Genomic DNA, 14,132 nt, shown 5'->3' on the forward strand with positions numbered 1-14,132 from the left:
CAGGGAAATCTTGTTTAAAGATGACAAATAAAACTGACGTTGTACCAACTCGTGGAGAACAGCTCAGCCAGTTTATCAGCCAGGCTAACCAACTTAACATCCCACCCGCCGTGCGCCATGAAGCCAAACGCGCATTAATTGACTTCCTGGGCGTGGCGCTCGGCGCGGTCAATGATGATGCCGTTAACGCGGTGCGCAACGTGGCCAAAATATGGAACGCCACCGGCGAGGCGCGTATTTTCCTTTCCGGCACCACCACGCCGGCCCTCGCGGCGCTGATCAATGCCACCATGGCGCATGCCGCCGATTACGACGACACCCATCCTGCTGGCGCAGGCCACCCCGGCGGCCCGTGCTGGTCCACGGCGCTGGCGATGGCGCAAGCCCATCCGGTTGAAGAGGAACAGGTTTTGCGTGCGTTTATCGCCGGGTTTGAAGTGATGGCGAAACTCGGCGGCGGCTGGGTGCCGGGCGTTGGGCGAAACCTGCAACGCCGTGGTTTCCACCCGACATCGGTCGTGGGGCGTGCCGGTGCGGCTGCCGTTGCCGCGGCGATTCTGCAACTTTCGGAAGAACAGGTGCGCAACGCGCTTGGCGCCGCAGCGACCATGATGGGCGGCTTGCAAAAATCCTCCGGTACGCATGGCAAACCGTTCCACGCCGGAAAAGCGGCCATGGACGGGATTCTTGCCGCGCAACTGGCGGCGGAAGATTTTGTCGGCGCCCACCATTTTTATGAAGCCGACGGCTGGGTGAAAAGCTTTATCCAGGACGGCAGCGCCGAAATACCCCCACTCGATTTCGGCGAAACCTGGGAGCTATTGACCAACGGCTACAAGCTGTATGCCAGCTGCCGTGGAACACATGCTTCCATTGAAACCGCGCGGAAAATCTACCCACAATTAGCGGGACGTAACATCACCCGCATCGCGGCGAAAGTTCACCCGATGGGCATGGTGAACGCTGGGATCATGAACCCGCGCACCCCGCTGGAAAGCAAATTCAGCATTCCCCACTGCATCACCCTCGCGTTAAGCGGCTATGCGCTAACCGATACGGATTTCACCCAGGCGACGGTGGACGATCCGCGCCCGCGCGCCCTGCTACCGCTGCTGGACGTCGAAGCCGTTGACGGGCAATCAGCCAGTTCTGCCTTTATTGATGTGTGGTTGGATGACGGCAGCGTGCTGCACGCGCACACTGACGTTTATCGTGGCCATGCGCAAAACCCGCTGAGCGACGAGGAGCTGCGTGCCAAGTTCGACGCGCTGACGATTCCGGTGCTTGGCGAACAGCGCAGCACAGAACTCTATGACGCGGCCCTGAACTTTGAATGTCCAGGCTCCCTGGCGCGCATTACCGGGCTTCTTGCCGGCTAACACTGATTAAAACCTGGCACAGGAAATTCGTTACATGACCATTGCCCGACAACTCGCCGGTAATTTGCTGGCGTTCTCCCGGCAGGCTTTTTCGCAGGCGGCCTGCGCGCAAGCGCGCACCGCGATGATTGATACGTTAGGCGTCACTCTTGCGGGCGGCGTGCAATCTGGCGCCGCGAAACTGCGTGCCGTCATTGTCCCCTCTGCCGCTACCGGCAACAGCCGCGTGTTCGGCACCGATCTCAAACTGAATGCGCTGGATGCCGCCTTGCTGAACGGTGTTTCATCCCATTTGCTGGATTTTGATGACTCCAACTCATGGCTGCACGGCCATATTTCCGTCGCCGTGTTACCGGCATTGCTGGCGCTGGCGGATGAACAAAATGTGAATGGCGAGGCGCTGCTGCGGGCATATATCACCGGGTATGAAACCGCGGTGCGCATGGGCAAAGCGGTGAGTCCATTCCAGTATCGCCACGGCTGGCACCCGACCACCACTGTGGGCGTTTTCGCCGGTGTGGCGGCCTGCGCAGTGATTTTGCAGCTCAATGAAGAACAAACCGCGACGGCGCTGGCGATGACCGCATCGCTGGCGTCGGGCATCAAATCCAACTTTGGCAGCGAAACCAAAGCGCTGGCGGTCGGCCAGGCGGCGCGCAGCGCGGTAATGGCCTGCAAGTTGGCGAAAGAGGGTTTCAGCGCAGGCGCCACCGCGTTTGAACATCACCAGGGCTACTTCCATGTTTATAACGGAGAAGCCAATGTCGACCCGCTGCCGCTGACCGAAAGCTGGGATGCGGTGCCGTTTATTCTCGATACCGTAAAGAGCAACAACTACAAGTATTTCCCCTGCTGCTACGCGATCTTATCGCCGCTCGACGGCGTGCTGGCGCTGCGCGAGGAAACCGGTTTGCAGCCTGAAGCGATCGCCCGCATTGACGTCAAAGTGCACCCGATTCGCTTTCCGCACATCAATATTCCCGCACCGGAAAACCCACTGGCCGGTAAGTTCAGCCTGCATTACTGCGTGGCGCGCGCGTTCGTTACCGGAACGCTGACGCTGGACGATTTTATCAACGAGGAACGTTTCTTCGACCCGGCAACGCAGACCTTAATGCACAAAGTGACGCTGGAAAAACATGACGAAGAGGTAACGCACAGCGCGTTTGTCACCCTGACGACGACTGACGGACGGCAGTTTAGCCTGCGCGTGGCCGGGGCGCGCGGCTCCAGCCCGGCCATTCCGCTGCCAGATAACCTGATCGAACAGAAGTTTCTCGATTGCGCCAGCCGTGTGCTGCCCGCCGACGACGCGCGGGCGTTGTATCAGCGTCTGCTGCGTGATGATTTTGGCGGCTAAACGGAAATGAGCATGAGCTGGATCCCACCGGAGATCTCCCCGCTGTTTGCCGGGGTGATGATTTTTTGCAGTTTTTTGACCTCTGCGCTGACGGCGGCAATGGGGCTCGGCGGCGGTACCGCCCTGCTGGCGATTATGGGCCTGGGCATGCCGGTCAGCAGCCTGATGCCAGTACATGGTCTTGTGCAGCTTGGGTCAAACATGAGCCGCACGCTGATCCAGCGCATGCACGTTGTCTGGCCGCTGGCGCTGTGGTTTTTGCTCGGTAGCGCGGTCGGTATTGCCGTCGGCGCGCCGGTTGCGGCGGCGATCCCGGACAGCATCGCGCGTGTCGCGCTGGGGCTGTTTATTCTCTGGTCGGTGGTGCGTAAACGCGGTGAACAAAAACCGCTCAGCCGCCCGCTGTTTGTCTTAGGCGGTGTGATCAGCAGTATCGGCACAATGATTGTTGGCGCGACCGGGCCGATGGTCGCCGGGCTTATCAGCTCGCAGGGGTTAAAACGCCAGCCGCTGATTGCCACTCACGCCACCTGCATGGTGTTACAGCATGGGCTGAAGATCCTCGCCTTCGGGCTGATGGGGTTTGCCTGGGTCAACTGGTTACCGGTGCTGGCGGCGATGATTATCAGCGGCGCGCTGGGCACCTGGCTTGGCACGCGAGTGCTGGACAATGTGCCGGAGCGGCTGTTTCGCGTGCTGTTTCGCCTCACCATGATCCTGCTGAGCGCGCAGCTACTGTGGCAAGGCGTTCGCGGCTGGCTGCAATAATTTATGCATATGCTTAACTGAATTCGTTCTTTGCCAAAAACGCCACGGATGGCGAACATACGTATACAAACGGACTCAATCGTAAAACCGTAATAAATACAGTGGATTAATTGATAGCAACTTTTAGAAAGGATCGGCCATGCTAAAAAGAACTCACCTTGCCGCGTCAGTCCTGCTGTTGGCGCTCAGCAGCCTGATGATGCCCGCCCAGGCGGAAAACGCCCCTGCCACCAATGGCGACACGCTGAAAAAGATCAAAGCCCGCGGTGAAGTGGTTTGCGGCGTTCACCCTGCCCGCCACGGTTTTGCCGCCATCGACAGCAAAGGCAAATGGGAAGGACTGGATGTCGATTTCTGTCACGCGCTGGCGGCGGCAGTCTTTGGCGATGCCTCTAAAGTGCGCTTTACCCCGCTTTCCACTGCGCAGCGTTTCCCGGCGATCCAGTCCGGTGAAGTCGACGTGCTGTCGCGCAATATCACCGCGTCGTTAACCCGCGATGTCGCGCTGGGGCTGAACTTTGCGCCACCAAATTTCTACACCGGAACCGGTTTTATGGTGCGCGCCAATAGCGGCGTGAAAAAAGTCGACGATCTCGACGGCGCAACCGTGTGCATCACGCCGGGCAGCAGTACCGAACAAAACGTGGCGCAGATTTTCGCCTCGCGCAATATGCATTACACGCCGGTGGTGATTGAAAACAATAAAGAGTATGTCGCGGCCTATCTTGCCGGGCGTTGCGATGTGATCGCCCGTGACAAAGTGGCGCTGCCGGGCATCAAGACCTTTGATGCGGAAAAACCGGAAGACCATATCATTCTGCCCGGCATTTATTCCAAAGAGCCGCTGGCAATGGCGGTGCGCAAAGGCGATGACCAGTGGTATGACATTGTGAAATGGGTGGTTTACGCCACGTTCAACGCCGAAGAGATGAACGTCAGCCAGAGCAATGTTGACCAACAACTCAAATCCGCCGATCCGGATGTACAAGGCCTGCTCGGTGTCACGGGCGGTTTCGGGCAGAAGCTCGGTCTGGATGACAAATGGGTTTACAACATTGTGAAGCAGGTGGGCAATTACGGTGATATCTACAACCGCCACTTCGGCCCGCAAAGCGCTGAACCGCTGGATCGTGATTTGAACAACCAGTGGAACAAAGGCGGTTTGCTTTACGGCCTGCCGATCCGTTGATCATTGCATCCCTTTGCTATGCCCGGTGACGCTTTGCTTACCGGGCCTACAAACCCCGTAGGCCGGATAAGGCGCAGCCGCCATCCGGCGAAATTACTGCAACAATCGTAATAATTAATGATGAAACAGTCTGACAACCCCGGTGCCAGCACCGCGTTTCGCCTTTTCACCTTTTTAGGCAGCAAAACCGTGCGTAGCTGGTGTTACCAGTTTCTGCTGGCGGCGCTTCTGATCGGTTTTAGTTACTGGCTCTACAGCAACGTGGTAGACAATTTGCGCGCCCAGCGCATTGCCACCGGCTTTGGTTTTTTACCGCAAAGCGCGCAGTTCGCCATTGGCGAAACGCTGATCGATTACACCCCGCAGGATAGTTACGCGCGCGCGGTGCTGGTCGGCCTGCTTAACACGTTGTATGTCACGGTGTGTGGCATTGTGCTGGCTACGGTACTCGGTTTTATGGTCGGTATTGGCCGGGTGTCGAAAAACTGGCTGCTGGCGAAAGTCTGCGTCACTTACGTGGAGTTGCTGCGCAATGTGCCGGTGATTTTGCAGGTGATCTTCTGGTCGGTGGTGATCCGCAACCTGCCTTCGCCACGCGGTGCCATTGAACTGCCGGGGGGGTTCTTAACCAATCGCGGGCTGACGTTTACTGTTCCGGCTGCCGATAACGGCTGGCTGTGGACGCTGGTTGCCCTGTTCGCGGCGCTGGTGTTGAGCGCGCTGGTTTCCGGGTTAGCGCGTCGCTTGCGCGAACAGCACGGCAAACTGCTGCCGGTGGGCCGCATTCGCCTGGCGCTCGTCATCGCGCTCCCCCTGCTGGCCTGGTTGATGTGCGGTGCGCCGCATGAACTGAATCGCCCGGAACTGCGCGGCTTTAACTTCAAGGGTGGTTTTACTATCAGCCCGGAATTCACCGCGCTGCTGCTGGGAATCGCGCTCTACTCGTCGTCGTTTATCGCCGAAATCGTTCGCGCGGGCATTCAGTCCGTGCCGAAAGGCCAGCTTGAAGCGGCGCGGGCGCTGTCGTTTTCCCCGTGGCATTTGATGCGCCATGTGATCATTCCACAGGCGATGCGCGTGATGGTGCCGCCGCTGGCGAGCCAGTATGTCAGCCTTGCCAAAAACAGCTCTATTGCTGTGGTCGTTGGTTACCCGGAACTGGCGAATATCAGCAATACCTTGATGAACCAGACCGGCCAGGCGCTGGAAGCTATTGCCATCATGATGGTGGTCTATCTGATTATCAGCGGCACCACCTCGCTGCTGATGAACCTGTTTAACCGCTACGTCGCCATTAAAGAGCGCTAAGGAATCCTGATGCAAAACGGCGTGCTTTACTGGTTACACCGTCACTTATTTAGCAGCGTTTTTCAGACGCTGTTGACCCTGCTGCTATTAACCGTGCTGGTGCTGGTTGGAGCCGCACTGCTACGCTGGGGCGTGATTGACGCCGTGGGGTTTAGCGGCACCGTCGAACAGTGCCGCGCTGCGACAGGCGCATGCTGGGCGGTGATTGGTGAGAAATATCGCCCGATCCTGTTTGGTCTTTATCCGTACAATGAGCAGTGGCGACCCGCGCTGGCAATGCTGGTGTGGTTTGTCACCCTTGTGTTAACGCTTTCGCCCGTTTGCTGGCATTCCCGCGTACTTTGGCCGCTGTGGATCGTGTCGCTCGCCGCGATGTCGGTACTGATGAGTGGCGGTGTGTTTGGCCTGCCCTCGGTGGCCTCTTCCGACTGGGGCGGCCTGCCGCTGACGCTGCTGCTGTTTTCCGGCACGGTGATTATTGGCATGCCCGTTTCGGTGGTGCTGGCGCTGGGACGCCGTTCGCCGCTGCCGTTTTTACGCGGCCTGTCTGTGACGTTTATTGAAGGCCTGCGCGGCGTACCGCTGATCACCATTCTGTTTGTGGCCGTGAACGTGTTTCCGCTGTTTTTGCCGCCGGATATGGAAGTCAACAAACTGCTACGCATTATTGTCGGCATCGCGCTGTTCTTCGCCTGCTACCAGGCGGAAGTGATTCGCGGCGGCTTGCAGTCCGTTCCGCGTGGGCAATATGAAGCGGCGGCGGTGCTTAACCTCGGTTACTGGCACACCACCACCAAAATTATTCTGCCGCAGGCGCTGCGCATCTGCCTGCCGGCGGTAACTAACCATATTATCGCAGCAATGAAAAACACCTCGTTTGTGATAATCATCGGTCTGTTCGATGTGCTGACCGCCACCACCGCGGTGATGCAGGATCCGCAGTGGCGACGCTATTACATTGAAACCTATGTGTTTATTGCCTGCCTGTATTTATTGTTTGGCTTTATGCTTTCCCGCTATGCGGTGTGGGTAGAAGGACGCATTGACGCCAGCCGCAACCCTGAAGGAGTTTCCTGATGCAAACAACAACCGCCTCGCATGACGCGATAATCCAGATGACCCACGTCAGCAAATGGTACGGGAAATTCCAGGTGCTCGACGATGTGTCGCTCAGCGTGAAAAAAGGCGAACGCGTGGTGATTTGTGGCCCTTCCGGCTCGGGTAAATCCACGCTGATCCGCTGTATTAACCGCCTGGAAGAGCACCAGAAAGGCCAGATTCTGGTAAACGGCATCGAAATGAATGACAACGTGCGTAATATCAGCCGGATCCGGTTGAGCATCGGCATGCTGTTTCAGCAGTTCAATCTGTTTCCGCATCTTAGCGTACTGGACAACCTGATTATCGGCCCGACGCTGGTGCGCAAGATGACCCGCCCGCAGGCCACAGAACTGGCGATGCACTATCTGGAAAAAGTGCATATCGCCAACCAGGCGCATAAATTCCCGTTGCAGCTTTCCGGCGGCCAGCAGCAGCGTGTTGCCATCGCCCGCGCACTCTGCATGCAGCCGGAGATCATGTTGTTTGACGAACCCACTTCCGCGCTGGACCCGGAAATGATCAAAGAGGTGCTGGATGTAATGCTCGATCTCGCTGAAAGCGGAATGACGATGATTGTGGTGACCCATGAAATGGGCTTTGCTCGCACGGTGGCCGACAAGGTGATCCTGATGGCCGATGGCAAGATTGTCGAATCCGCCGCGCCGGAGACGTTTTTCACGCAACCCGCTCACCCGCGTACTCAGCAATTCCTCGATCAAATCCTCAGCCATTAATCCTTGTGCGGCGAGTTCTCCGCCGCCCTTTCCTTTGACAAATACGTTAATACGTTAGCGCGCGATGTTAATGTTTCTATTTTTGATAGCGTATTTTTTAAGCTTATCCGCATGGCTCAAGGATAATTTAACTTAAGGATTTACTTATCACTGAGGTTTTTATTACCCGTCATTTTTCTTTCGCAAAATCATAACAATATTAAAAACACGGATCGTAAGCATGACTAAAAAAATATTTAATGTTGCTACTTTCCGAGGCCGATAAGTTTATGGAGAATGCAACGGTAATAACAGAATCAGCAACTGGCCAATAAATAATAATAGAAATTATTGCGTCAGCCGGCTCATTGATCGCGATCCATCGTGGGGTTTTCATGAAGCGTAACACACCCGTTACACAGAAAGAGTATTTGCTTAACGAAGGCACGACATTACTGTCGACCACAAATACTCAGAGCCATATTACTTATGCCAACACGGCATTTATTGACGCCAGCGGATTTACGGAAGATCAGCTTGTGGGGGAAGCCCACAATATTATTCGTCACCCGGATATGCCGCCTGCGGCCTTTGGTGATATGTGGTTTACCATCCAACAGGGCGATAGCTGGACGGGCATGGTGAAAAACCGCCGCTTAAATGGCGACCACTACTGGGTGCGCGCCAACGTCACGCCTGTTTACCAAAAGGGACAGCTCACTGGGTATATCTCGGTGCGCAACATTCCGCAGCGCGAAGAAGTTGAAGCCAGCGCGGCACTTTACCAACGTGTTAATGAAAATAAATTAAAAGGCCACCGTTTTTATAAAGGGCTGGTGGTTCGCCGCGGTTTGTTTTCTTTCTTGTCCCTTTTTCAACGCATCAATGTTTCAACACGTATCAATTTAGGCACGATGATTACCACCGCCCTTTTAGTGGCTCTGCAATTTGCGCCATTAAATGCCACAGAAAAATCGGGTGCCGTGGTCATTATTTTAGGGCTGCTGTCTGTTTTCTTGCAGGGGCAAATATCTCGCCCGCTGAAAATAATTTTGTCACAAATGCAGAAAGTCGTTTCCGGTCGAAAAGCGGATTACCTGCATTTTAATCGCGTCGATGAAATTGGCCTGTTAATGCGCCTGGTAAACCAGTCCGGGCTGAACCTCAGTTCGCTGGTGGGCGATGTTTCCGCACAAATTAATGGCATTCGGACCATTAGCGGGCAGATTTCCAGCGAGGGTGAATCCCTGCAACAACGCACCGAAGAAACCTCTGCCGATTTGCACCAGACCGCTGCGGCTGTGGAAGAGATTGCCAGCGCGGTCAGGCAAACGGCGGAAACCGCGGCGGAAGCCGTGAACCGCGCGGACGAAACCAGCGCCAATGCGATGGAAAGCGGCGATGTGATGAAAGAGACCATCGCCATGATGCAGGCGGTCTCTGCCGATAATAATAAAATTGTCGATATTATTAGCGTCATCGACAGTATCGCGTTTCAGACCAATATCCTTGCGCTCAACGCGGCGGTGGAAGCGGCACGCGCGGGGGAATCCGGTCGTGGTTTTGCCGTCGTGGCGGCGGAAGTGCGTAACCTGGCGCAGCATTCCGCTTCGGCGGCGCGCGAAATTCAAAAACTCATCGAGCATAACGTGGCAAATGTGAAAAGCGGTGTGGAAATGGTCGCCAGCACGGAAAGCCACCTGACGACGATGATCGACAACGTGATCACCATGTCGTCGATGATCAAAGAGATCGGTACCGCCACGCATGAACAGACGCAGGCACTGGAACTTATCAACCAGTCGGTTTCGCGCATCGGCAAGATGACGCACAACAACACCGGCATGGTGGAACACGTCACCAGCGCGGCGGAAGATCTCTCTGAACGCGCCGCCCGTCTGCACCGCGCGGTGCATGTTTTCGGCGGTAGCTGAATGCGTTAACGACCATGCTATAGTCCCTTTCCCGATGGCGGAAAAGTGGGCGTAGCATGGTTTTTCTCAGAGCAGTGCTGATCTTTTGTCTCTCGGCCGCCGCCAGTGCTGCCAGTTCGCTCCAGCCTCCCGCAGGCTTTATGCAGCCGCCCGAACATCTCCGTCACGAAACCGTTACGTGCCCTGCCGCTCCGCCGCCTTTTACCGGCGCACTCGATTTTCGCAGTAAATATGACGGTTCCGACAACGCCCGCGCTACGTTAAATCCGCAGACCGAAGCGGCGTTTCGCCAGCAAACTCAAACCATCAGTGATATGGAACGTTTCGTCAGCCACCAGATTACCGCCTATGCCCGTAGCGGTAACCCGCACTATGTCGCCTGCGCGGTGAATGCGCTGGATGCATGGGCTAGCGCCGGTGCGTTAACCGGCGACGCGCGAAACCATACCGGAAAATCTGTGCGCAAATGGGCGCTGGCGACCTTCTCTTCCACCTGGCTGCAACTGCAATTTTCGCCGCAGCATCCGCTGGCCCCTTACCCTGCTCAGCAACAAAACATCACGCGCTGGTTGGGGAAATTGGGGGATTTAACCGTTACCGACTGGCGCGATTTGCCGCTGAAAAAGGTCAACAACCACAGCTACTGGGCGGCATGGGCATTGATGTCGACAGCCGTCGCGACTCAGCGCGAGGATCTGTTCGCTGCTTCGCTGGCGATTTATCGCACCGCCATGCAGCAGATCGACGAACATGGCTTTTTGCCTAACGAGTTACGCCGCCGCCAGCGGGCATTGTCTTATCACAATTACGCGATTCAACCGCTGGTGATGATCGCCCTGTTTGCGAGGGCGAACGGCATTGATCTGCGCACAGAAAACCACGATGCGTTGCAACGTCTCGGTAAACGGATTATCGACGCGCTGGATAACCCCAGCGCCTTTGCGCAACGCAGCGGCGAAACGCAGGATGTGGCGTTTTTGCAGTACCCGACTAATCTTGCCTGGCTGGAGGCCTGGTGCCAGCTTTACACCTGCGATGCGCCCTTGCTCGCGCGCATCGATACGTTGCGCCCGCTGCAAAACACACGGCTCGGTGGCTCACTCAGCTATTTGCTGGCCGGGAAAGAGTGATTCACCGCACAGCGATAATAGACAGTTCTTAAAAGTGGCATTTATGTTTGCGATTTGCACCGTGATAGCCGAGGATTATCGTTCGGTATGATTTCATACCGCGCAATGATGAGATTGTATTTCGCCCGGCAATTTACCGGGCTTGTCCTTGAAACACGCAACTGGATTAAGGAGTAAGCATGAAATCGAACCGTCAGGCACGTCATATCATGGGACTGGATTACAAAGTGTCTAACACCCGTAAAGTTGTCACCAAAGACAACCAGGAAGAGACGGTGACCGCTCATCGTTCCGGGCGTCATCGCCGCGCTGGCTGATCATCCCTTCCCACGCCACCCCATCCGGGGTGGTGTTTTGTTTATCCCCTATTGTGATTTAACCAAATGCCTGATGGCGGCTTCGCCTTATCAGGCCTACGCGGAGCAGGCATGTCGGGGTTCTGTAGGTCGGGTAAGCGTCAGCGCCACCCGACAAAATGCCTGATGGCGGCTGCGCCTTATCAGGCCTACGAGGAGCAGGCATGCCGCTGTTTTGTAGGTCGGGTAAGTGTCAGCGCCACCCGACAAATTGCTTGATGGCGGCTTCGCCTTATAAGGCCTCCTCCTTGATAAAAATTCAACTTACGAATACTGCGAATGGGAAGTATTTGCTGATTCAATGCTTTATAATTGCGCCCACGCAGTACGCACCCGCGCCCTTACCCCCGCGAGTGACCGTTTCTCAAGGAGCTGTAAGATGAATGCCAAGCATAATAAAAACCGATCGCTATATATCCCTTACGCCGGCCCCGTGTTGCTGGAGTTTCCCCTGCTGAACAAAGGCAGCGCCTTCAGCGTTGAGGAACGCAGCAACTTTAACTTGCTGGGCCTGTTGCCGGAAGTGGTTGAAACTATTGAAGAACAAGCAGAACGCGCCTGGTTGCAGTATCAGGGCTTTAAAACCGATATCGATAAACACATTTACCTGCGAAATATTCAGGACACCAACGAAACCCTCTTTTATCGCCTGGTGGAAAACCATCTCGAAGAGATGATGCCGGTGATTTACACCCCAACAGTCGGCTGGGCGTGCGAGCGTTTCTCCGACATTTACCGCCGTTCACGCGGTGTGTTTATCTCCTGGCAAAACCGCGGCAACATGGATGACATTCTGCAAAACGTCCCTAATCACAATATCAAAGTGATTGTTGTCACCGACGGCGAACGCATTCTCGGCCTCGGCGACCAGGGCATCGGCGGTATGGGTATTCCAATTGGTAAACTGTCGCTCTACACCTCTTGCGGCGGCATCAGCCCGGCGTACACCCTGCCGGTGGTGCTGGATGTCGGCACCAACAACCAACAGTTGCTCAACGATCCGCTGTATATGGGCTCGCGCCATCCGCGCATTACCGGCGACGATTACTACGCGTTTGTCGATGAATTCATTCAGGCCGTGAAACTGCGCTGGCCGGATGTGCTGTTGCAGTTTGAAGATTTCGCACAGAAAAATGCCATGCCGCTGCTGAACCGCTATCGCGACGAGATCTGCTCGTTTAACGATGACATACAAGGCACGGCGGCGGTCACCGTCGGGACGCTGATTGCCGCCAGCCGCGCGGCGGGCAGCCAGCTCAGCAACCAGAAAATTGTCTTCCTCGGCGCCGGTTCCGCCGGATGTGGCATTGCCGAGCAGATTATCGCCCAGACGCAGCGCGAAGGCCTGAGCGAAGCGGCGGCGCGCCAGAAAGTCTATATGGTCGACCGTTTTGGTCTGCTGACCGATGAGATGCCGAATCTGCTGCCTTTCCAGACCGCGCTGGTGCAAAAACGCGAAAACCTGCAAGGCTGGGACATCGGTACGCAAAACGAAGCCATCTCCCTGCTGGACGTGGTGCGTAACGTGAAGCCGGACATCCTGATTGGCGTTTCCGGTCAGACCGGTTTATTCACGGAAGAGATCATCCGTGAAATGCATAAGCATTGCCCGCGCCCCATCGTGATGCCGCTTTCCAACCCGACGTCGCGCGTGGAAGCCACGCCGCAGGACATTATTAGCTGGACGGACGGCATGGCGCTGGTCGCCACCGGTAGCCCATTTGCGCCGGTGCAATGGCAGGATAAAACCTTCCCGATCGCTCAGTGCAACAACGCCTACATTTTCCCCGGCATCGGCCTCGGTGTGATTTCATCCGGTGCGTCACGCATTACCGATGAGATGCTGATGGCGGCAAGCGAAACGCTGGCGGAATACTCGCCGCTGCTGCTGAATGGTGAAGGTCTGGTGCTGCCGGAACTGAAAGATATTCAGCCCGTCTCTCGCGCGATTGCTTTTGCTGTTGGCAAAATGGCGCAGCAGCAAGGTGTGGCGGTGAAAACCTCTGCCGAAGCGCTGAAGCAAGCGATTGATGATAACTTCTGGGAGCCGAAGTACCGCAATTATCGCCGGACGTCTATTTAACGCGCCTGCAGGCCGGAGCATCAAACGCCTGATGGCGCTTCGCTTATCAGGCCTACGACGTTATCCGGTTATCGGCGGTTTATCGGTTATCCAATGCAAACAGGCACCTTTCGGTGCCTGTTTTGTTACTGCTGCGGTTTTTTCGCTTTCCAGGCTTCCCATGCCTGTTTAATTTCCTGCTTCGCCGCCTCGGCATCGTTAAAGCCGTTCAACTCCACTTTTTTACGTCCGTCCGGCAGTTGCTTATACACGCGGAAGAAAGCTTCCAGGCGTTCCTGCTCAATTTTCGGCAAGTCGGCCATGGTTTTAATATCGTCGTAAGTCGGGTCGATTTTGCTGGCCGGCACCGCGACAATCTTGTCGTCCGTTTCGCCGCCATCAATCATCTTCAGTACGCCAATCGGGCGCAATTTGATCAGCGTTCCCGGTGCCAGCGGCGCGCGGGTATAGAAAATCACGTCCAGCGGATCGCCATCCCCTGCCAGCGACTGCGTCAATGAACCGTAGTTAGCCGGGTACGCCACCGGCATCGACTGGAAACGGTCGGCAACAATAAAGCCGGTTTTGGCGTCGGTTTCATATTTGATAATGCCGCCCGCCGGGATTTCGGTTACTGCGTAAAATTCTTCCGGGTTATTTTTCGGCTGTGGAAATTCAAGGATATTTTGTGCCTGAACGGACGCGGACAAAAGAACGCTGACTGCGAGGAGTTTTTTCACCAGATGCATTGTTAACCACTCTGTTGTTTAAGGGAAACTTGTTCAGAGAAAGCAACAATTTGACGGTTAACGATGACAATAGCATGACAACT

General features: G+C 55.8%; 12 protein-coding genes. 11 read left to right on the forward strand and 1 reads right to left on the reverse strand.

All coding sequences use genetic code 11. The features are described from left to right. The first annotated feature begins 20 nt into the window (after window positions 1–20). The 11 genes from AAEY27_RS11445 to AAEY27_RS11495 all read left to right on the forward strand — a co-directional run bounded on the left by AAEY27_RS11445 (window position 21) and on the right by AAEY27_RS11495 (window position 13,321). The gene (locus AAEY27_RS11445; RefSeq protein WP_342320632.1) at window positions 21–1,379 is read left to right on the forward strand and encodes an MmgE/PrpD family protein; all 1,359 of its coding nucleotides are present in this window, start codon (window positions 21–23) and stop codon (window positions 1,377–1,379) included. A gap of 34 nt (window positions 1,380–1,413) precedes the next feature. Next, window positions 1,414–2,739, forward strand: coding sequence for an MmgE/PrpD family protein (locus AAEY27_RS11450; protein WP_342320633.1), 1,326 nt, complete (start codon window positions 1,414–1,416; stop codon window positions 2,737–2,739). Between the two features lie 6 nt (window positions 2,740–2,745). After that, window positions 2,746–3,507, forward strand: a complete 762-nt coding sequence (locus AAEY27_RS11455; RefSeq protein ID WP_342320635.1) for a sulfite exporter TauE/SafE family protein — start codon at window positions 2,746–2,748, stop codon at window positions 3,505–3,507. A gap of 139 nt (window positions 3,508–3,646) precedes the next feature. Then, the gene (locus AAEY27_RS11460; RefSeq protein ID WP_342320636.1) at window positions 3,647–4,696 is read left to right on the forward strand and encodes an amino acid ABC transporter substrate-binding protein; all 1,050 of its coding nucleotides are present in this window, start codon (window positions 3,647–3,649) and stop codon (window positions 4,694–4,696) included. A 117-nt stretch (window positions 4,697–4,813) separates the two neighbouring features. Beyond that, window positions 4,814–6,004, forward strand: a complete 1,191-nt coding sequence (locus AAEY27_RS11465) for an amino acid ABC transporter permease (RefSeq protein WP_342320638.1) — start codon at window positions 4,814–4,816, stop codon at window positions 6,002–6,004. A gap of 9 nt (window positions 6,005–6,013) precedes the next feature. After that, the gene (locus AAEY27_RS11470; protein WP_342320639.1) at window positions 6,014–7,081 is read left to right on the forward strand and encodes an amino acid ABC transporter permease; all 1,068 of its coding nucleotides are present in this window, start codon (window positions 6,014–6,016) and stop codon (window positions 7,079–7,081) included. Next, on the forward strand, window positions 7,081–7,839 hold the full coding sequence (locus tag AAEY27_RS11475) for an amino acid ABC transporter ATP-binding protein (RefSeq protein WP_342320640.1): 759 nt from the start codon (window positions 7,081–7,083) through the stop codon (window positions 7,837–7,839). The genes AAEY27_RS11470 and AAEY27_RS11475 overlap by 1 nt, the downstream gene beginning before the upstream one ends. Before the next feature lie 374 nt (window positions 7,840–8,213). Then, on the forward strand, window positions 8,214–9,752 hold the full coding sequence (locus AAEY27_RS11480; protein ID WP_342320641.1) for a methyl-accepting chemotaxis protein: 1,539 nt from the start codon (window positions 8,214–8,216) through the stop codon (window positions 9,750–9,752). 56 nt (window positions 9,753–9,808) lie between these two features. Then, on the forward strand, window positions 9,809–10,882 hold the full coding sequence (locus AAEY27_RS11485) for a mannuronate-specific alginate lyase (RefSeq protein WP_342320642.1): 1,074 nt from the start codon (window positions 9,809–9,811) through the stop codon (window positions 10,880–10,882). A 179-nt stretch (window positions 10,883–11,061) separates the two neighbouring features. Then, complete coding sequence (gene sra, locus AAEY27_RS11490) at window positions 11,062–11,199, forward strand: stationary-phase-induced ribosome-associated protein (RefSeq protein ID WP_342320643.1); 138 nt, start codon at window positions 11,062–11,064, stop codon at window positions 11,197–11,199. 418 nt (window positions 11,200–11,617) lie between these two features. Beyond that, the gene (locus AAEY27_RS11495; RefSeq protein ID WP_342320645.1) at window positions 11,618–13,321 is read left to right on the forward strand and encodes an NAD-dependent malic enzyme; all 1,704 of its coding nucleotides are present in this window, start codon (window positions 11,618–11,620) and stop codon (window positions 13,319–13,321) included. 125 nt (window positions 13,322–13,446) lie between these two features. On the opposite strand, the gene AAEY27_RS11500 is transcribed toward AAEY27_RS11495, so the two are convergent. Continuing rightward, on the reverse strand, window positions 13,447–14,049 hold the full coding sequence (locus tag AAEY27_RS11500) for an inorganic diphosphatase (protein ID WP_342320646.1): 603 nt from the start codon (window positions 14,047–14,049) through the stop codon (window positions 13,447–13,449). Between the last annotated feature and the right edge of the window lie 83 nt (window positions 14,050–14,132).

It is taken from the genome of Kosakonia sp. BYX6 (genome assembly GCF_038449125.1).
Lineage (GTDB): Bacteria > Pseudomonadota > Gammaproteobacteria > Enterobacterales > Enterobacteriaceae > Kosakonia > Kosakonia calanthes.

What these genes read in the sequence shown, in the direction of transcription:
- AAEY27_RS11445 (WP_342320632.1), top strand. Translation starts at nt 21, where the DNA reads ATGACAAATAAAACTGACGTTGTACCAACTCGTGGAGAACAGCTCAGC.
- AAEY27_RS11450 (WP_342320633.1), top strand. Translation starts at nt 1,414, where the DNA reads ATGACCATTGCCCGACAACTCGCCGGTAATTTGCTGGCGTTCTCCCGG.
- AAEY27_RS11455 (WP_342320635.1), top strand. Translation starts at nt 2,746, where the DNA reads ATGAGCATGAGCTGGATCCCACCGGAGATCTCCCCGCTGTTTGCCGGG.
- AAEY27_RS11460 (WP_342320636.1), top strand. Translation starts at nt 3,647, where the DNA reads ATGCTAAAAAGAACTCACCTTGCCGCGTCAGTCCTGCTGTTGGCGCTC.
- AAEY27_RS11465 (WP_342320638.1), top strand. Translation starts at nt 4,814, where the DNA reads ATGATGAAACAGTCTGACAACCCCGGTGCCAGCACCGCGTTTCGCCTT.
- AAEY27_RS11470 (WP_342320639.1), top strand. Translation starts at nt 6,014, where the DNA reads ATGCAAAACGGCGTGCTTTACTGGTTACACCGTCACTTATTTAGCAGC.
- AAEY27_RS11475 (WP_342320640.1), top strand. Translation starts at nt 7,081, where the DNA reads ATGCAAACAACAACCGCCTCGCATGACGCGATAATCCAGATGACCCAC.
- AAEY27_RS11480 (WP_342320641.1), top strand. Translation starts at nt 8,214, where the DNA reads ATGAAGCGTAACACACCCGTTACACAGAAAGAGTATTTGCTTAACGAA.
- AAEY27_RS11485 (WP_342320642.1), top strand. Translation starts at nt 9,809, where the DNA reads ATGGTTTTTCTCAGAGCAGTGCTGATCTTTTGTCTCTCGGCCGCCGCC.
- sra (WP_342320643.1), top strand. Translation starts at nt 11,062, where the DNA reads ATGAAATCGAACCGTCAGGCACGTCATATCATGGGACTGGATTACAAA.
- AAEY27_RS11495 (WP_342320645.1), top strand. Translation starts at nt 11,618, where the DNA reads ATGAATGCCAAGCATAATAAAAACCGATCGCTATATATCCCTTACGCC.
- AAEY27_RS11500 (WP_342320646.1), bottom strand. Translation starts at nt 14,049, where the DNA reads ATGCATCTGGTGAAAAAACTCCTCGCAGTCAGCGTTCTTTTGTCCGCG.